This window comes from Streptomyces adustus (assembly GCF_009377175.1).
Lineage (GTDB): Bacteria > Actinomycetota > Actinomycetes > Streptomycetales > Streptomycetaceae > Streptomyces > Streptomyces adustus.
The window spans coordinates 103,565-119,265 of sequence record NZ_VJZD01000001.1 but is presented as its reverse complement, the minus strand read 5'-3'; the positions used below and the strand labels follow the sequence as shown (position 1 = coordinate 119,265).

The 15,701-nt window shown below is 71.3% G+C and carries 20 protein-coding genes and 1 pseudogene; 8 read left to right on the top strand and 13 right to left on the bottom strand.

The window, feature by feature from the left end; translation table 11 throughout:
* Nucleotides 1-5: 5 nt before the first annotated feature.
* Nucleotides 6-359, bottom strand: coding sequence for a hypothetical protein (locus FNH09_RS00540; protein WP_152883880.1), 354 nt, complete (start codon nucleotides 357-359; stop codon nucleotides 6-8).
* A 390-nt stretch (nucleotides 360-749) separates the two neighbouring features.
* Here FNH09_RS00540 and FNH09_RS00535 point away from each other — a divergent pair.
* A pseudogene (locus tag FNH09_RS00535) lies at nucleotides 750-1,505 on the top strand (YhjD/YihY/BrkB family envelope integrity protein); the annotation flags it as partial.
* Nucleotides 1,506-1,527: 22 nt separating this feature from the next.
* Here the strand turns inward: FNH09_RS00535 and FNH09_RS00530 are convergent.
* The gene (locus FNH09_RS00530) at nucleotides 1,528-1,758 is read right to left on the bottom strand and encodes a helix-turn-helix domain-containing protein (RefSeq protein WP_152883877.1); all 231 of its coding nucleotides are present in this window, start codon (nucleotides 1,756-1,758) and stop codon (nucleotides 1,528-1,530) included.
* Nucleotides 1,758-2,249 (bottom strand): DUF2975 domain-containing protein, encoded by a 492-nt coding sequence (locus tag FNH09_RS00525; RefSeq protein WP_152883874.1) that lies wholly within the window; start codon nucleotides 2,247-2,249, stop codon nucleotides 1,758-1,760. Before FNH09_RS00525 ends, FNH09_RS00530 begins: the two co-directional genes overlap by 1 nt.
* A 199-nt stretch (nucleotides 2,250-2,448) precedes the next feature.
* Between FNH09_RS00525 and FNH09_RS00520 the strand changes: the two genes are divergently transcribed.
* Nucleotides 2,449-2,733, top strand: a complete 285-nt coding sequence (locus FNH09_RS00520; protein ID WP_152883872.1) for a hypothetical protein — start codon at nucleotides 2,449-2,451, stop codon at nucleotides 2,731-2,733.
* A gap of 212 nt (nucleotides 2,734-2,945) precedes the next feature.
* Here the strand turns inward: FNH09_RS00520 and FNH09_RS00515 are convergent, their stop codons facing one another.
* The gene (locus FNH09_RS00515) at nucleotides 2,946-3,308 is read right to left on the bottom strand and encodes a YlmC/YmxH family sporulation protein (RefSeq protein ID WP_162467915.1); all 363 of its coding nucleotides are present in this window, start codon (nucleotides 3,306-3,308) and stop codon (nucleotides 2,946-2,948) included.
* A 441-nt stretch (nucleotides 3,309-3,749) separates the two neighbouring features.
* On the opposite strand from FNH09_RS00515, the gene FNH09_RS00510 reads away from it, so the two are divergent.
* Nucleotides 3,750-4,193 (top strand): hypothetical protein, encoded by a 444-nt coding sequence (locus FNH09_RS00510; RefSeq protein ID WP_152883867.1) that lies wholly within the window; start codon nucleotides 3,750-3,752, stop codon nucleotides 4,191-4,193.
* 35 nt (nucleotides 4,194-4,228) lie between these two features.
* On the opposite strand, the gene FNH09_RS00505 is transcribed toward FNH09_RS00510, so the two are convergent.
* Nucleotides 4,229-4,543 (bottom strand): hypothetical protein, encoded by a 315-nt coding sequence (locus tag FNH09_RS00505; RefSeq protein WP_152883865.1) that lies wholly within the window; start codon nucleotides 4,541-4,543, stop codon nucleotides 4,229-4,231.
* A gap of 92 nt (nucleotides 4,544-4,635) precedes the next feature.
* On the opposite strand from FNH09_RS00505, the gene FNH09_RS46955 reads away from it, so the two are divergent.
* Nucleotides 4,636-4,791: a DUF6131 family protein gene (locus tag FNH09_RS46955; RefSeq protein ID WP_162467914.1), complete on the top strand. Its 156-nt coding sequence runs from the start codon at nucleotides 4,636-4,638 to the stop codon at nucleotides 4,789-4,791.
* A 221-nt stretch (nucleotides 4,792-5,012) separates the two neighbouring features.
* A complete protein-coding gene (locus tag FNH09_RS00500) occupies nucleotides 5,013-5,909 on the top strand; it encodes an SCO6745 family protein (protein ID WP_152883863.1) in 897 nt (298 codons plus the stop codon).
* 79 nt (nucleotides 5,910-5,988) lie between these two features.
* Here FNH09_RS00500 and FNH09_RS00495 read toward each other — a convergent pair whose 3' ends face one another.
* Nucleotides 5,989-6,981 carry a L,D-transpeptidase gene (locus FNH09_RS00495; RefSeq protein WP_338017410.1) on the bottom strand — a complete coding sequence of 331 codons (993 nt, stop codon included), beginning with the start codon at nucleotides 6,979-6,981 and terminating at the stop codon, nucleotides 5,989-5,991.
* A 117-nt stretch (nucleotides 6,982-7,098) separates the two neighbouring features.
* A complete protein-coding gene (locus tag FNH09_RS48010; protein ID WP_162467913.1) occupies nucleotides 7,099-7,341 on the bottom strand; it encodes a DUF5302 family protein in 243 nt (80 codons plus the stop codon).
* Nucleotides 7,342-7,509: 168 nt separating this feature from the next.
* Here FNH09_RS48010 and FNH09_RS00485 point away from each other — a divergent pair, with 168 nt between their 5' ends.
* On the top strand, nucleotides 7,510-7,716 hold the full coding sequence (locus FNH09_RS00485; RefSeq protein WP_152883859.1) for a DUF5988 family protein: 207 nt from the start codon (nucleotides 7,510-7,512) through the stop codon (nucleotides 7,714-7,716).
* Between the two features lie 78 nt (nucleotides 7,717-7,794).
* On the opposite strand, the gene FNH09_RS00480 is transcribed toward FNH09_RS00485, so the two are convergent.
* Both FNH09_RS00480 and FNH09_RS00475 read right to left on the bottom strand, forming a co-directional pair.
* On the bottom strand, nucleotides 7,795-8,556 hold the full coding sequence (locus FNH09_RS00480; protein ID WP_162467912.1) for a DUF4232 domain-containing protein: 762 nt from the start codon (nucleotides 8,554-8,556) through the stop codon (nucleotides 7,795-7,797).
* Between the two features lie 177 nt (nucleotides 8,557-8,733).
* Nucleotides 8,734-9,519 (bottom strand): AraC family transcriptional regulator, encoded by a 786-nt coding sequence (locus FNH09_RS00475; RefSeq protein ID WP_152883854.1) that lies wholly within the window; start codon nucleotides 9,517-9,519, stop codon nucleotides 8,734-8,736.
* A 54-nt stretch (nucleotides 9,520-9,573) separates the two neighbouring features.
* Between FNH09_RS00475 and FNH09_RS00470 the strand changes: the two genes are divergently transcribed.
* The gene (locus tag FNH09_RS00470; RefSeq protein WP_375974914.1) at nucleotides 9,574-10,800 is read left to right on the top strand and encodes an MFS transporter; all 1,227 of its coding nucleotides are present in this window, start codon (nucleotides 9,574-9,576) and stop codon (nucleotides 10,798-10,800) included.
* 38 nt (nucleotides 10,801-10,838) lie between these two features.
* Here the strand turns inward: FNH09_RS00470 and FNH09_RS00465 are convergent, their stop codons facing one another.
* From FNH09_RS00465 to FNH09_RS00455, 3 genes are all read right to left on the bottom strand, one after another.
* Nucleotides 10,839-11,153, bottom strand: a complete 315-nt coding sequence (locus FNH09_RS00465) for a DUF6980 family protein (protein WP_152883851.1) — start codon at nucleotides 11,151-11,153, stop codon at nucleotides 10,839-10,841.
* Between the two features lie 90 nt (nucleotides 11,154-11,243).
* Entirely contained in the window at nucleotides 11,244-12,161 is a 918-nt protein-coding gene (locus FNH09_RS00460; RefSeq protein ID WP_162467911.1) for a DMT family transporter, read from the bottom strand.
* A gap of 7 nt (nucleotides 12,162-12,168) precedes the next feature.
* The gene (locus FNH09_RS00455) at nucleotides 12,169-13,017 is read right to left on the bottom strand and encodes an SDR family NAD(P)-dependent oxidoreductase (RefSeq protein ID WP_152883849.1); all 849 of its coding nucleotides are present in this window, start codon (nucleotides 13,015-13,017) and stop codon (nucleotides 12,169-12,171) included.
* A 403-nt stretch (nucleotides 13,018-13,420) separates the two neighbouring features.
* Here FNH09_RS00455 and FNH09_RS00450 point away from each other — a divergent pair, with 403 nt between their 5' ends.
* Entirely contained in the window at nucleotides 13,421-14,572 is a 1,152-nt protein-coding gene (locus tag FNH09_RS00450) for an MGDG synthase family glycosyltransferase (RefSeq protein ID WP_420802726.1), read from the top strand.
* Between the two features lie 224 nt (nucleotides 14,573-14,796).
* Here the strand turns inward: FNH09_RS00450 and FNH09_RS00445 are convergent, their stop codons facing one another.
* Nucleotides 14,797-15,555 (bottom strand): polysaccharide deacetylase family protein, encoded by a 759-nt coding sequence (locus FNH09_RS00445; protein ID WP_152883847.1) that lies wholly within the window; start codon nucleotides 15,553-15,555, stop codon nucleotides 14,797-14,799.
* Between the last annotated feature and the right edge of the window lie 146 nt (nucleotides 15,556-15,701).

The window sequence follows — 15,701 nt, the reverse complement described above, 5'->3', positions numbered from 1 at the left end:
AGCGGTCACGACAGCCCGGCGCCCTCGGCACTGAGCAGTTCCATGAGCTCGGACCGGTGCAGGGCGGCGACGGATTCGAGACGGTCGGGATGGCGGAGCAGGACAGTGGCTTCGCGATCCCGGTGGCCGGGTTCGGTCAGCCGCTGCGGGTCACCCGCGTCGCCGCGGTGCTCGGTCTCCCTGACGGCCCGCCCGGCAGCTGCGGCCAGAGCGGGATCCGCCAGCAGACAGGCTGCCCAGCTGACCACGGTCTCGTCGACCCAGGTCCGCCAGGCGGAGTCGTCGGGCTGCGCATCGTATCCGTGCAGCCGGTCCAGACGGTGCGCCCTGCTGGGCGCGAGCAGATGCAGCAGCTCCACGTCGAAGTCAGCTGGTTCGCGGAGCCGCGCCGCCCCGCCTGTGTCCGGCGTATCAGCGTAGACAGGCGGTCCGTCCGAGGGAAAGACCGGCGCCACAGCGTGCGGACCGGGCTTCGGGCCGCGATTCCGGGCCGGGGCCGATGTCGCCCGGCCTGCGGGAGGGGTGCCTGAGCAGGGCCGGCCCGGCCGCAGAGGCCGACGACATGGCGCTGCTCGTGCTCCAGAAGACCCGCTGAGACGGAGACGGAGACGGTCGGCGAGCCCGGCTTCCCGGCGCGGCCCCGGGCATGGCCGGCGCTGACCGAGGTACACGGGGACGGAGGTCGGCGACGCGCAACCGGGAGGTGATCTCTCGGGCCGCCGCCGTACTGCCGAGGAAAGTGTGCATACGTGGCCGGAGAACGGAACGTCACGCGCGTCGAAAAGCTGGGCCGGAAGGTGGGCGAGGCTGCCAGGAGCGTGTGGCGCGCCGGCCGGGAGATCGAGCTGCTGCACCGCGCGATGGCGTTCGCCACCCTGTTCTTCGTCACCCTGGTGCCCCTGCTGATCGTGATCACGGCGGCATTGCCCGCCCGTGGCAGCGGGGTGACGGACTGGATCATCGAAGGTATCGGCGTGTCCGGCAGTTCGGCCCACGCGGTGGACAGACTGTTCGCCTCCCGACACGCCGTCCTGAGCGCCACCACCGTGCTGGGCCTGGTCGGCCTCGCCGTGTTCGGCATCTCGCTGATGGCCGCCGTCCAGAACGCCTACCAACGGATCTGGCAGCTGCCGCCAGGCCGTTGGCACACGCTGTGGCGCCAGGTCGTCGGCCTGGCCGGACTGATCGCACTCATCCTCCTCAGCACCTGGCACGGCCTTCCCTGGCTCGGCTCCGCCGCCTCGACGACTCCCCGGATCGTGGTGGGCGCGTGCGGCGGCGTGCTCTACTTCTGGTGGCTCCAGCACCTCCTCCTCGATTCGCGCGTCACCTGGCTGCGCCTGCTTCCCGGCGCGGTCGCGACCGTGGCCGCCTTCGCCGGTCTGCGGATCTTCTCCGAACTGGTCTTCGCGCCGCTCATCGTGTCCAACGCGGTCTCCTACGGCGCGGTCGGCATCATCCTGGTGGTGCAGTCCTGGCTCGTCGGCGTCGGTTTCACCGTCTACGGCGGCGCGCTCATCGGCCGCCTCATCCCGCCTGTGCGTCCTCGGCGTCCTCGGCCTCCCAGCGCAGCAGGTCACCAGGCTGGCACTCGAGCACGTCGCAGAGCGCGGCGAGGGTCGCGAAACGCACCGCCTTGGCGCGGCCGTTCTTGAGCACCGCCAGGTTGGCGGGTGTGATCCCCACCCGGTCCGCGAGCTCGCCCACGGACATCTTCCGCCGGGCCAGCATCACGTCGATGTCGACGGCGATCGGCATCAGATCACCTCGTCCAACTCGGCCTGCATCTCTGCCGCTTCGACGTCGCGTGCCACGGCCTGGGCGAGCAGCATCCGCAGCACGAGCACGATGAGTGCGACCCCCAGGATGGCCAGGCCGATCCCGCCCATGATGACGGTGACCCCAGGGTCCTCCCGCTGGCCCGGCGCGTTGACGGCCGTGACCGCGAACCACAGGAGGGCGGCCGCCACGATCGCGCCGATCACGGCGTCCACGTACCGGAAGGCGGCGTGGGAGAAGACGGTTCCGCGTCGCACCATCGCCACCAGCCGCCAGACGCTGACCAGGGCGACCTGGGCCGACACCATCCCCAGGATCGTGATCACGCGAAATGCGGTCAGCGGTATCGACCCGTCCTCCGGGTCGCTCCCGCTGACCAGCACCCACACCATCCCTGCCTGTACGAGCACGGTGCCGGCGAGCACCACCACGAGCACGGCGCGCAGCGCCTGCACGGTCAGCTTTCCCATGACCCATCCTTCAATCGAGTTACGATGGGAATCTATCGAATCTCGATAGGTGGAGCAAGGGGGCGGCGACAGCCGCCGTTCGGATCGTCCGAGGCGGCCCTTCGGGTGATTGCCGGACGCCTCGGGAGCCCGGCCGGCGGTCGTGGGGGTACGAGGTCCAGGCAGAGGACGAACCCGTGACGCCGTGAGGAGTTTGGCGATGTACGCAGCAGTCCGGCGGTACGAAGGGGTGGCCGATCCGGCCGAGGCCGCACGTCTGGTGAACGAGGGGTTCGTGCCGCTCCTGCGCCAGGTCCCCGGCTTCGTGGCCTACTACTGGATCGATGCCGGGGACGGAGTGATGGTCTCGACCAGCGTCTACCAGGACCGGTCCGGGGCCGACGCGTCGAATGCGAGGGCCGCGGACTTCGTGCGGGACCACCTCGCGGCGCTGCTCCCCAACCCTCCCCGGGTCATGGCCGGCGAGGTCGTGGCCCACGCGTGAGCGTCGGCCCGGGAGAGATCCCGGCCGGTGTGGGGTGAAGTCGCCCGGCCGGGAAGAGGCAGGGCGGTACGTCGGCCTGCTCCCTCAGGCGACCTTAGGCGGACAGCCGCGGCTTCGCTTGCCCTGCACGGTCACCTGAGAAGCCGTGCCCCCGGACGTGCCTGGTCCCGGCACCCCGAGAGGCGCCGGGACCAGAGCGGTGCGTGGCCAGGTCAGGCGAAGGGGCCACCGTACGGGGTGCTGTAGTACGCGCCCAGTTCGTCCCGGTACCCGGGGTCGCCGAGGTGCTTGTCCCGGTGGAACTCGGGAGCGTTCTTGATCTGCTCCTTGGTGAGGTCGACCAGGACCTTCTCGTCGTCGGGGTCGATGCTGACCACGGTGCTCGCCGGCAGCAGGACCTCCTTGCCGAAGATCCATACGCCGGTGTCGACGACCAGGTAGGCGTCACCCACCTCGTCGGAGTGCTTGTCGACCTTCCCGATGCTCCCGTCGGTCGCCTCGACCTTGTAGCCCGTCAGGTCCGCACCCGCCAGACGGCCGGCGGTCGGCTGGTAGTTCCACACATGCTCAGTCACGCGAAAAACAACTCCTCCGGTCAATGGGGGACGGCGGAAAAGGCTTCTGCCGAACCCTTCTTGGCTCGTACGTCGCGCGCGGCGGGTCCTGCGTCCCCCCGGACCTCGTCGGTCCCGCATTCACCGCGTCACGCGCATCGGATCGAATCCGGAACCGGGACAGCGGTCGCTCTTCCGTCCCGGCTGTCCGGCGGGTACCCCCGATATGCGCTCCGTACCGGTCACCGCGGAATCGGAACCGCACGCGACGGCGGAGTGGTGGCCCGCCACTCCGGGGAAGCGGGTGGTGAAGTCCGTGCCTGTCCGTGCGTCACCCCCGGCTGCGGGGGCCGACGATGGGCCGTGGCCAGGAGGACCCGTCGCAGTCGGAGGGTGAGCCCGGAGTAGGCCGCACGGCGCAGTCGACCGCTGGGCGGGGTGCCTTGCGGGCAGAGGATCACCATGGAGAACGATCGCGAGCTGGACGAGGCCCACCAGGTGCCCCACGGTGTCGACGAGAAGACGGTACGCGCCCTGGGCGCGCTGTCGAAGGCGCTGGAGACCACGGAGCGGGCCCGGGGCCACCTCTACGGGTTCCATCAGCTGACCGGGACGGCGGACTTCGAACTCGACTACGCGGTCGGGCTCCTGCGCGAGGCGGGTCACGAGGAGCAGGCCGTACAGGTCGAGCGGGAACTCGTCGGCCGGAACGTGATCCCGGGATGCTGGACCTTCCAGATCGTCGAGGCCTACAACTCCACCTATTACCGGCCTTTCGCCGCGATGGAACGTCAGATCGTCGAGGACCTGGCCGAGGGGCGCGACCACCTCCTGGAAGCCCACTTCAAGACGATCCGCCGCACCCCGGGCCACCCGGACCACACCGCAACGCCCCCCGGCCCTTGACGCGTTCCGCGGGAGTGGGTGTGCCCCGGCCGCGATCAGCCGGGCGCTGCCCGGTGGTCGACATCGGAGGTCTTACGACGGGACATACGGGGTACTCGCCCGGTGCGCGAGGAGTGACGGGCCGAACGGCGGGCGCCGACCAGGACCAGGGCCAGGCCCAGGAAACCCACGGCACCCACGATTATTCCGCTCAGAAAGAGGGACCCGGTCGACGAAGTCGCGTGGTAGCCGAAAATCGAGAAGTCGCCGCCGGCTCCGAGAGCGTGTCCGGCACCGATATTGCCGAAAACTCCCGCCAGTCCGACGATGACGGCCAGAACCAGAATGACGAGGCCAAGGATGAGAATCATGGAAATGCTCCTTTGAGCTGCGGCCGAACAGATCGCGGGCCGTCATCACCACCTACCCCTGTAGTGCGACATCAAGCGAAATGGAGGACGCCATGCTTGTCGTCGGCATCATTCTGCTCGCCATCGGTTTCCTGACGGGAATTTCGATCCTGTGGACGCTCGGGATCATTCTCCTCGTCGTGGGCGCCGTGTTCTGGATTATGGGATCGGCCGGTCACGCCGTCGGCGGCCGCCGGCATTATTGGTAGCCGCCCCGCGCATGAGGTGGCTTTCTCGCTCAGCGGCGGGCGCGGGTGTCCTGGAAGGGCCGCCCGCGCCGCGCCGCCGAAGGCGCGAACCTGGGCGGCGGCCTCGGCCCCGGCCCGCGGTGCCCGCTGATCGTCGTAGCGGCCGAGCAGACCGCTCGAAGCAATTGTTCCGGCTGAACGCCGTTGAGGCGTAGAACAGTGACATGACGTAGAACAGTGACATGACAACGCCGGATTCGACGCCGGACCGGACCCAGGCCGCCCGTGAGCTGTGGCGGCTGCTCGAACCGATCCACGCCGTCGTGTACTTCGCCCCGGAGCCGCTGGAAGAGTTCAGGTCGATCGGCTACCGCGGCTACTGGATGGGCTACTTCGCCGGCCGGGCCGCCCCGCTGGGCCGGGCGGGCGCCGACATCGTGCACGCGCTGTTCTACAACTTCACCCACGAGCGGGTGAGCCGGGCCCTGCCCGCGGCGTGGAACTTCGCCCCGCCGGACAAGGCTCTGCACGCGCGGCTACAGGGGTCCGTGCGCGCACTCGGCCGGGCGTTCGGGCCCGCGGCCGACAGCGCGGAGGTGGCCCGGGCGGCACAGCTCGCGATGCGTGCGGCCCGGTCGGCCCCGCTCGAAGGCCGGGTGCTCTTCGCGGCCAACCGCTCTCTGCCGGTACCCGAGGAACCCCTCGCCCGGCTGTGGCAGGCCGCGACGCTCCTGCGGGAGCATCGCGGCGACGGCCATGTCGCGGCGCTGGCCGCCGCCGGGATCGGCGGCCGCGAGTCGCACGTCCTGCAAGCCACCGCACGGGGGATCCCGCCCGAGGTCTACACGGTGGCACGCGACTTCGACGAGACCGAGTGGACCTCGATACGCGACACGCTGACCGGGAGAGGGCTGATCGAGGACGGGCGGCTGTCCCGGCACGGACACCAGCTCATCACCGAGGTCGAGGCCCGCACCGACCGGCTGGCGGCGACCGCCTACGACGCGCTCGACGCCGGGGAGACCGACGAACTCCTGCGGCTGCTGCGCCCCCTGACCCACGCCGTGCTGCGGGAGGGCGACATCCCGCTCGACAACCCCATGGGCCTCGACCTGCGCGCGGACCGCGACCAGCCGTGACACGGCGGCGGCCGGGGCACGAACGATCAGGAAGCACAGCGCAGCTGCGTCCGTCGTGCCCCGCCGTCGTCGAGGGGTCCTACAACGTGGCGGTCGTCTGCTGCCCGGACGCGCTGCCCACGAGCCACTGGTCCCACGGCAGGTTGAAGGAGGCGTAGCCGTTGTCGGCCGAGGCCTTGGCGCGGGGCGAGCCGGTGATGGTGATCGGGTCGCCCTGCTTGACCTGGCCGTAGAACCATTTGGCGTCCGACAGGGACAGGTGGACGCATCCGTGCGAGCCGCGAGCGCTGCCGCTGCCCGGGTTGGGGTCGCCGGTCGAGTAGTGCACGTACGTACCGGACTGGGTCAGGTGGACGTCCCAGGGCAGCGTCAGGTCGTAGTAGTTGGAGCTGCCCTTGTCGCAGCTGATGTGGACACTGCAGGAGGTCATGTGGACCTTCTCCTGCTTGTCGATGACGGCCATCGTGCCGTTCCACGTCGGGTACTGGGCGCTGCCCGCGTTGATCGACAGGGTGCGCACCGGCTTGCTGTTCCGGGTCACCTTCATGGTGTGGCCGGTCACCGAGACGTCCGCGCGGACGTCGTCGCCGATGGTGAAGGAGTGCGTGTAGCTGCGTACGCCGTAGCGGCCGTTGCCGTTGCTGACGCCCTTCATGTCGACGTCGACCTTCACCTTCGTACCCGAAGGCCAGTACGTCTGCGGCCGCCAGTCGGCGCGCTGGTCGCCGAACCAGTGCCAGGCGCCGACCACCGGCTGCGAGGCGCTCACCTGCATGTGCTTCTCCACCGTGGCCCGGGCCTTCGCCGCCACCGGGTTCGTGAAGATCACCGAGATCGGCATGGCCACACCGACCGTGGCGCCCGTCTGCGGGGTGATCGTCTCCAGCAGCATGGGCGGACCCGCGGGCTTCGTCGGTGACGCGCTGGCACTCGCGCTCGGGGTGCCCGACGCCTTCGCGTCGTCCCCGCCGGCCTTGTCGCTGCCGCCCCCGCCACCGCCGCAGGCACTCGTGCCCACCAGCACGGCAGCCGTGACGAGTGCGATACCTATGCCGCTCTTACGCCGTCGCACGACCTGCCCCGCTCTCTCTCGCTTCGGCCCGCACGGGCCCGTCTTCCGGTCAGACAGCGAGTGCCCACGCCGCAGTTGCATGAGTCACGTAAAACGTGTCCCAAGAAACGGTGGAGCTCAGCCGCCGCTCTTGCGCCGGAACGAGCGCTGGCTCGCTGCCGGGCCGTGCGCGCCGCGTACCTTCGACGCCCCGCTGTTCGCGGCGAGTTCGGCGGCGTCCCCCTGCTGGGCGCGCTTGCGCGCCAGCGCCTCACGGAACTTGCGCTTGAGGTCGTCCTGACCGCCCTCGTCGGGCGCCAGGTCAGGAGATTCGGTGTCGGCCGGCTCCGCGCCTTCTCGGGATGGAGACTCTGCAGTCACGGGGACCTCCTGGGATCTGGCAGTGGAATGCACAGCTTTGCATGCCGGGACCCGGATGACGCATCCGATTTTCGGTATCAGGGGCGGCGACCAGGATTCGACGGCGGACCGCGGGCGCCTCGGCGCGTCGCGGGACGAGCCGGTCCGGCCTGTGGACAAAATCTGATCATGACCGATACCACGAAAGCAGTTCTCGAGGGCGGCCCCGACGGTCTCACGGAACGGATCGTCTCGGTTCCCGAGTCGGGGCTCGACGTCAAGGTCCCGTTCAACGGGGGATACGAGCACTTCAGGGTCACGACGCGTCAGCAGAGCACCGAGCACGGCAGGCTGCCCGTGTACGAGTGGTGGGAGCGTACGGAGCTTCCGGGGTAGGCGCGGGATCCGGGGAGGTGCGGTCGAGGCGCCGGGGCCGGCCCGGACGGACGGTCCGGGCCGGGTGCGGGTGCTTCGTCAGGACTGGGTGACGGGACGCATGGCGAGGCCCTCGGTACCCGCCCAGTACGTGACCCACTGGCCGTCGTCGGCCAGGAAGGAGGCGACGGGCATGCGTACGCCGACCGGCTTGCCCGGCTCGCTCTCGCCGCCGGCGCTGCCGAGGCCGAGGGTCATGGACCGCACGTCGTAGGTGTCCCGGTGGCCGCCGGTGGCGAACAGGCCGGCGTACGCCTTCCCGCCCGGAGCGAGGGTGAGCACCTCGCCGGGATCGGTCTCCTTCCTGGCCGGCGCCGGTGCCTTGGCGTTGCCGAGCGTGACCTCGGGGGCGCCCTGGATGTCGCACTTCTTGCGGCCGGTGTTGGTGACGACGAGGAGGAGGTGGCGAACCGGCTCGCCCTTCGCGTCGTAGTTCGTGGCGGAGACCGAGAGGTCCTGCAACGTGCACAGGGGGACGCTGGAGCTGTCGCCGCCGGTGGTTGTGCCGGTGTTCCCGCCCTGTTCGCTCTCGTCGCTGCCGCCGCTGGGCCGCGCCGAGGTCTTCGCCCCCGACGTCGCCGTATCCGATGCCGTCGCGCCGGACGTCGTCGTACTCGTCGCACTCGATGTCGCGGTGGCGGACGCGCCGGGTCGGGCGGAGGACTTGGACGCGTCCGCGGTGTCGTGCGAGCCGGACTGGCACGCCGTGGTCGCCAGGAGCGCGGCGACCGCCGCGGCGCCCAGGGCGTAGGACTGCCGACTGGTGCGGCTCCTGGGATTCTTGCGGGCAGCGGCGTTCATGAGGTCCCCCTGTGGTCGGTGGTGCAGGGCCGCCGTCGCATCGGCGGCGGACCGATTCTGCATCGGGGATCGCCCCCAACTCACAAGCCACGAGGTCCTGTTACCGATCAAGGACAGGTTCGCCGCAAGGTCACAGGCGTCGGTTACGGACCCCTGTCGAGAGGGCCGACGGGGCTGTCATGCGGTGGTGTCGGGGGGTGCTGCCGGTGCGGCGTGGACGCCTGCGCGATAGGAGCCGGGGGTCGTGCCCATGGTCTGGGCGAAGGCGTGGACGAACGCACTGGTCGTGGCCCACCCGCAGGCGTGCGCGGTGTCGGTGACGGAGGCGCCCTCGGCGAGCCTGACCATCGCGTTGAGGATCCGGGCGCGAGTGCGCCACTGGGGGAAGGTCATGCCGAATTCGTCGCGGAACAGGCGCGAGAGGGTGCGTTCACCCGCGTGCACCTGGTCGGCGAGCTGGGCGAGCGTGTAGGGGTGGCGCAGGTTCTCCTCGATCAGACGGCAGACGTCGGCCAGCCGTCGGTCACGGGCGGACGGCAGGGCGACCGGCTGGGCCGTGACGCGGCGCAGCCGGTCGCGCAGCACCGCTTCCAGGTGGCGGCTCTCGGTCTGCGTGAGATCGGTGCCGGTGAGCGCGATGAGGAGTTCGCGTACGAGGGCGTCGACGGCGATGACCGTGGGGCGTTCGGTGTCGAGCAGGGCGGTCGTGCCCCGGGCGGGGAAGCCGATGGCGTGGAAGCGGCTCCGGCCGTAGAAGCGGTGTTCGTGCCAGATGTTCGCCGGGATCCACAGGGCTCGGTCGTTGGAGGCGATCCAGGACCCGTGTTCCGTGGAGATGGCGAGGACCCCGGAGCTGACGTAGATGAGCTGGTGGTCGTCGTGGCGGTGCCGGTCGATCGTGTCGCCGCCGCCGTGGGCCTCGGTCTTGGTGGGCGCGACCGGCATGTGGCGGATCTTCGACATGGGTAGGCAGATTACGGGAAGCGCGCCTGGGGTGCCGTTGAGCATCGTGGAGCCGTGACAGCGACACAGGAAACAAGCACGGCGCGTGACGTCGGTGACCGGCCGGAGCAGGGGCACTGGCGCCGGATGCGGATCTGGGCCGGCGCCCATGCGGTCGACGACTTCTACCAGGGACTGGTGCCCGCCGCCGTCCCCTACTTCGTGCTGCAACGCGATTTCAGCTATGTCCAGGCCTCCGGGCTGGCTCTTGCCGCCACCCTGGGCAGCGCGTTGCCGCAGGTGCCGATCGGGCTGCTCGCCGACCGGTACCGGCTGCGCTGGATGTCGCCGCTCGGGATCAGCCTCGCGGGGATCGGGGCCGGCCTGTCGGGGCTCGCGCCCTCCTATCCGCTGGTGTTCGCGCTGCTGCTGATGGCCGGTGTCGGTATCGCGATGTTCCATCCGCCCGCGGGGCGGGACGCGCGCCGCGCGGCCGGAGGCAGCGCCACCGCGATGAGCTACTTCGCCGCGGGCGGCAGCGTGGGCTTCTTCGTGGGCCCGGCGCTGGTGACCCCGGCCCTGGACAACCTCGGGGTCGGTGCGACGGCGCTGTTCATCCCCCCTGCCGTGCTCATGGGCTTCGTCCTGCTGCGCCATCACCAGCGCACGGCGGGCACGGCGGACAAGAAGGTGCAGCGGCAGGGCGCGGACCGGCCGTGGCGGTTCGCGGCCCTGACCGCGGTCGAGGTCGTGCGGTCCACGATCTCGACCGGGCTGAACACGTTCATCTCGCTGTACTGGATCCGCCATCTGGAGGCGAGCAGCGGGCTGGGCGGTACGGCGCTGACGCTGGAGCTCGGGGGCGGTGTGCTCGGCACGCTGCTCGGCGGCCGGCTGGCCGACCGGGTCGGCATGGTGCGCACCGTGCAGATCGGGAACGCGGCCATGCTGCCCGCCCTGTGGCTCATGCTGGTGTGCGACGACAAGTACCTGGCGCTGCCGCTGGCGTTGCTGGTGGGGCTGGTCTCGAACATCCCGTTCGCGGTGCTCATCAAGCTCGGTCAGGACTACCTGCCCAGCCGTCCCGGGACCGCGGCCGGTGTCACCCTCGGCCTCGCGGTGAGCGCCGGCGGACTGTTCATGCCGCTGCTGGGCATCGTCGCCACCCACTACGGCCCACGGGGCGCGCTCATGGTGCTCGCCACCGTTCCGGTGCTGGCCGTGCTGCTCTCCACCACCCTGCGCGAGCCCGCTCACCCGGAGCACGAACCAGCAAGGGCCACCCCGGCCGAGTCCACCTGATCCGGCTGATCCGCCCGCGGACACCGGTTGGTCGGCCGCTATTCCTGCTGCGGGGAGGCGAGCCAGCGGTCGTCCTGGAACTCGACGGGCACCTCGTCCTCCCAGGGATCGATCCCGCGGCGCTCCAGTTCGTCGAACCACCGGTCCCGCTGCGAGGCGGGGAGGCGTCGTCCGCACCAGGGGCAGAAGTCGATCGTGATGCCGGCCGTGCCGCCGTCATGGACGATCAGCCCGTACTCCTGGAACTTGGCGCTGAAATGCACCAGCGCGTCCGGGCAGTCGAAGGGGTCGTCGTGCTGGTCGCACCCTGCGTTCACGTGGCTGGACATCGCCTCGCAGCAGTGAGTGGTCATGACCTCTGCTTCTCGTCGATCGGTGCTGTGATCGGCAGTAGACCACGGTCTGTGTCGATCGGGGGGTGGCACGTCGATCGACCAGGGTCGTCAGGTCGGCTGGTGGCGCTGCCCCGGGTCGGAATCCGGGGTGCTGTGGGGGAGGGTGTCCCAGGTGGCGTGTACGGAGGGCGCGCCCGACAGGCCGAGGCTGCCCGCGCCGATGAGCACGATGCCGATGATCTCGGGTACGAGGCGCACACCGAGTCCGATGTGTTCCGCGAACAGCGCCCATCCCAGGGCGACACTCGTGATGGCGTCGCCGAGAGTGAGGGCGGGCTGCGACGCCGTCAGCGATCCGGCCCGGAAGGCGGCCTGGAGCAGTACGAAACTGAGCAACCCGACGACGGCCGTCCCCCACAGCGACCAGTGGGCGAACACGCCTGCCCATCCTTGGTCCCGGCGTCCCACGACTTCCTTGATCAGCGCGGCGGTCATCGCGAACGACATCGCGGCGGCCAGGCCGAGCAGCGCCGCCCGCAGGGCGCCCCGGGTCGGGCGGCTCGCCAGCACCAGGGCCACCACCGCGGCGAGCACGACGCTCCCGGCCATGAGCCAGGAACTGTCGGACGCCGTCCCGAGGCCGACGGAAGGGGAGGCCGCGGTGAGGAAGAGGGCCAGCCCGACGCCGAGCGAGACGAACGCGAACCACGTACGCGGATCGGGGCGGCGGTGGAACACCATGCTGCCCACCACCAGGGTGAACAGGAGCTCACTGGCCAACAGCGGTTGGACCACGGACAGGCTGCCCACGGCCAGCGCCCAGGCCTGGAACACCGTGGACAGGATCAGCAGCCCGAAGCCCGCGAGCCAGTGCGGCCGTTGCAGCACGCGCGTCAGCCAGCGCACGGCGTGCCGCGCGCCGGCTCGGCTGTCGGACTCCTCGGCGGCGGCGCGGCGTTGCAGGACCGAGGCCGAGGCGTTGCACAGCGCCGCGAGCAGGGCGAGGACGACCGTGAGCGCTCCCACGGGCTCCTCATCCGAATCTGGTGGCGAGGCACCGGTACAGCCCCGGCGCCCCGCCCCGCACCCGGGCGGGCAGCCGGAGCCAGCCCGGCACGTACACCTCGTCGCGGCCGCGTCGTACGGCGCTCCAGACGGCGTCGGCCACCCGCTCCGGGGCCACCGGGCGGGGATGGGACCGCAGATAGGGCACCCCGCGGCGGGCGAAGAACGGAGTGTCCACCACACCGGGGATCACATGGGTGACGCCCACGCCGGTGGCGCGCAGTTCGTACCGCAAGGCGTCGGCGAAGACGCCGAGCGCGGCCTTGACCGCGGAGTACACGGCTTCTTCGCGTACGGCGACGCTCCCCGCCACGGAGCCGATCAGCACGATGCGTCCGGAGTCCGCCTCCGTCATGTGGGGGACGAACTGCCGTACGACATGGAGGGTGGAGAGCAGGTCCACGGCGACGACCTCCTCGATGGCGGAAGCGGGCATGGCCGTGAAGTCTCCCGCCCAGCCCACACCGGCACAGGCCACCAGCAGGTCGGGCCTGCCGACCTGGTCGAGGACGAAGTCGCACAGGCGCCGGTCGGTGTGCGGGCGGGTGAGGTCCGCGGGGAACGCCGCGGCCGACACCTGTGCGGCCACCCGGTTCAGCCGGGTGGGGTCGCGTCCGTTGAGGACCATGTGCCAGCCGCCCTCGGCGGCCAGCCGGCGGGCGACGGCCGCACCGATACCGGAAGAGGCGCCGGTCACGAGGGCCGAACCGCGGAATCGGGTCGCCCTGTTCGGGGTGCGCGTGTGCGCTGCCGGGGCCGAGCCGGCCGTGGGCACAACCGGGGCTGCCCTGTCTGCGTGGTAAGGGGCGTGGGACATGAGCGGACCTCGCTGCACTGGTGGACAGGAAGAACCTGTGGCCGTGCCTCCTCGGAGCCGATGCGAGGGCATCCCGGCCTCCGCTGCCGCCGCTCCAGCTCATGGGCGTCCTTAACACCTTGGCACACCGGCGTGGACAAAGCGGACTTCACGGACGGTCGAGCGGCGGTCGGCGACGGGTGCCGCCGGGCGCGAGCAGGCTCGTGACCTCGGCGATCGCCCCGGCGAGGGCGGGAGCAGCCCCGCAGGACTTGCAGTGCCGTGACTTGGCGTGAGCATCGCCGGACTGGCCGCGGCCTCGCCGGGGGGCGAGAATGAAATGCCGGTACTCGTGCGGGTGCCGGGCCGAGCCTGACGCCCGCCGACGGCACCGAAGCCCGGCGCGGCCGATCTCAGAGGATCCATGGCTGTTCACCCGTCCGCTCGCCATGAGGCGGCCTTGGCGCCGGAAGCCGAACGGGTGCTGCTGGTCAGCGCGGGCATGGGGGCCGGGCACGACAGTGTGGCGGCCGAGGTGGCCCGTCGTCTCCGGGCCGAGGGGAAGGAAGCGCGGGTCGTCGACGTGCTCGCCCTGCTGCCCCGCGGACTGGGGACGGGACTGCGCGGGTTCTACGAGGCCTGCGTCCGAGGCGCCCCATGGGCCTACGGGGGCATCTACGAACTGTTCTTCAGACTCGGCGCCGGTCGTCGCCCGACCGGCACCCCCTTGGCCCGGCTTGCCGCCGACGCCTTCATGACGTCCGTGCGCCGGTCGCGACCCGACGTGGTGGTGCCGGTCTTCCATCTGGCGGCACAGCTGACGGGACAGCTGCGGGCCGCCGGCGTGCTGCGCGTGCCCAGCACCGTGCTGATCGTCGACTTCGCGGTGCACCGGCAGTGGCTGCATCCCGGCAACGATCTCCATCTGTGCGTCTCGGACGACGGCGCCCGTCAGGTGCGCCGATGGCTGGGCGCACCGGCGGAGACGGTCGGCCCGGTGGTGGACCCGCGCTTCTTCGAGGGCGGAGAAGAGGCAGGGGCGAGTACCTGGCGCGGACGCCTGGAAAGCCGTGGGCCCGGGCGTCCCGCGGTGCTGGTGTCGGGCGGCGCCTGGGGGGTGGGCTCGCACCTGCTCGACACGGCTCGGCTGCTCGCCGGGCGAGGCTTCCTGCCGGTCGTGCTCAGCGGACGCAACGAGCGGTTGCGGCGGGCCCTGTCCGGTACACCGGGTGTGCTCGCGCCCGGCTGGGTGACGGACATGCCCCAGCTGCTGCGCGCCTGCGCCGCGCTGGTGGACAACGCGGCCGGGCAGACCGCGGTGCAGGCCTTGGCGGCCGGTGTGCCCGTGGTCGGGTACCGGCCGCTGCCCGGGCACGGGGTCGACGGGGTACGACGGATGGCCGCCCTCGGGCTGTGCGACTTCGCGGCCGACGCGACCGGCCTGCTCGGGTCGCTCGACCGTCTGACCGCGCCGGGCCCGGAGCGGGCTCGGCGCATCGCGGCGGGGCGGGCGGTGTTCCGGGACGACGTGCTCACGCGAGTGCTCGCCCGGCCGGTTCCGAAACGGTCACCCTGAGCCGCTGCCGGAAGCCCGGTGACGGCACGGTCGCTCGGTCGTCCTGGGCTGCTGTCGGGGTTTGGTGACGGTACGGTCGCTTGGTCGTCCTGGGCTGCTGTCGGGGTTTGGTGACGGCACGGTCGCTTGGTCGTCCTGGGCTGCTGTCGGGGGCCTGGTGACGGCACGGCCGCTTGGTCGTCCTGAGTCGCTGTCGGGGGCCGAGTGACCGGACGGTCGCCCGGTCAGCCCGAGCCCCTGCCCGAGGCCCCGGTGACGGCACGGGCGCTGCGTCCCACCGGGGAGTGCTCGGCAAGCGGTCCCACCGTCAGCCCCGCCGTGCGACAGCCGTTCACGATGTCCGGGAGCGCCGCCAGGGTGGAGCGCCAGCAGTCCGGCGCCGCGACGCGGTCGGAATCGTGCAGGAGGACCGTGCCCCCGGCCCGAAGACCGGCTCCGACCTGCGCCCGTACCGTGACGGGAGTGGCGTCGTGGGTCCAGTCCTTCCCCCAGGCGGTCCACAGCACCGTCCTCAGACCCGCCCGGCGCGCGGCAGCCCAGCGTCCGGACGTCAGGATCCCGAACGGCGGGCGGTACCAGCGCGGGCGTTGCCCTGTGAGCCCGTACAACGCCTCCGCGGCGAGCATGACCTCGCGTCGGTCGCGGGCGGGCGCCGGCAGCCAGGGGCGGTCGTGCCTCCAGCCGTGGACGGCGAGCTCGTGGCCGCGCTCGGCCATCTCGCGGACGAGTTCCGGATACCGCACCGCGCTCTCGCCGAGCAGGAAGAAGGTGGCGCGCACACCGAGCTCGTCCAGGGCCTCCAGGAAACACGGGGTGGAGGCGGGGTCGGGTCCGTCGTCGAAGGTCAGGGCGATGTGGTTCGGGCGTCCGAGGCCGGCCAGTCCGGGGAAGAACCGGCGCCGCAGGCCGGGGAGCCAGGTGGCGGCCGGTCCGATGTGGGCCGCGGCCACGGTCACGAGGGGGAAGAGCACGCCCGCGGACATGCCACGGACAGGCGTGGGTCGGGTCGGCCGGTCCATTGACGACGTGCCTCCTCCAACGCTTGCGGGCGGCGGCGCTCGTCGATCACGGCCGCAGCATGCCTGACGGTGCCGAGGTAACCAGCGTGCTCGTCGTCAAACCACGCCGT

Bases quoted from the DNA above. Each gene is read 5' to 3' on its own strand.
- FNH09_RS00530 (WP_152883877.1), bottom strand. From the start codon at position 1,758: ATGCCGATCGCCGTCGACATCGACGTGATGCTGGCCCGGCGGAAGATG.
- FNH09_RS00525 (WP_152883874.1), bottom strand. From the start codon at position 2,249: ATGGGAAAGCTGACCGTGCAGGCGCTGCGCGCCGTGCTCGTGGTGGTG.
- FNH09_RS00520 (WP_152883872.1), top strand. From the start codon at position 2,449: ATGTACGCAGCAGTCCGGCGGTACGAAGGGGTGGCCGATCCGGCCGAG.
- FNH09_RS00510 (WP_152883867.1), top strand. From the start codon at position 3,750: ATGGAGAACGATCGCGAGCTGGACGAGGCCCACCAGGTGCCCCACGGT.
- FNH09_RS00505 (WP_152883865.1), bottom strand. From the start codon at position 4,543: ATGATTCTCATCCTTGGCCTCGTCATTCTGGTTCTGGCCGTCATCGTC.
- FNH09_RS46955 (WP_162467914.1), top strand. From the start codon at position 4,636: ATGCTTGTCGTCGGCATCATTCTGCTCGCCATCGGTTTCCTGACGGGA.
- FNH09_RS00500 (WP_152883863.1), top strand. From the start codon at position 5,013: ATGACAACGCCGGATTCGACGCCGGACCGGACCCAGGCCGCCCGTGAG.
- FNH09_RS00485 (WP_152883859.1), top strand. From the start codon at position 7,510: ATGACCGATACCACGAAAGCAGTTCTCGAGGGCGGCCCCGACGGTCTC.
- FNH09_RS00480 (WP_162467912.1), bottom strand. From the start codon at position 8,556: ATGAACGCCGCTGCCCGCAAGAATCCCAGGAGCCGCACCAGTCGGCAG.
- FNH09_RS00475 (WP_152883854.1), bottom strand. From the start codon at position 9,519: ATGTCGAAGATCCGCCACATGCCGGTCGCGCCCACCAAGACCGAGGCC.
- FNH09_RS00465 (WP_152883851.1), bottom strand. From the start codon at position 11,153: ATGACCACTCACTGCTGCGAGGCGATGTCCAGCCACGTGAACGCAGGG.
- FNH09_RS00455 (WP_152883849.1), bottom strand. From the start codon at position 13,017: ATGTCCCACGCCCCTTACCACGCAGACAGGGCAGCCCCGGTTGTGCCC.
- FNH09_RS00450 (WP_420802726.1), top strand. From the start codon at position 13,421: ATGGCTGTTCACCCGTCCGCTCGCCATGAGGCGGCCTTGGCGCCGGAA.
- FNH09_RS00445 (WP_152883847.1), bottom strand. From the start codon at position 15,555: ATGTCCGCGGGCGTGCTCTTCCCCCTCGTGACCGTGGCCGCGGCCCAC.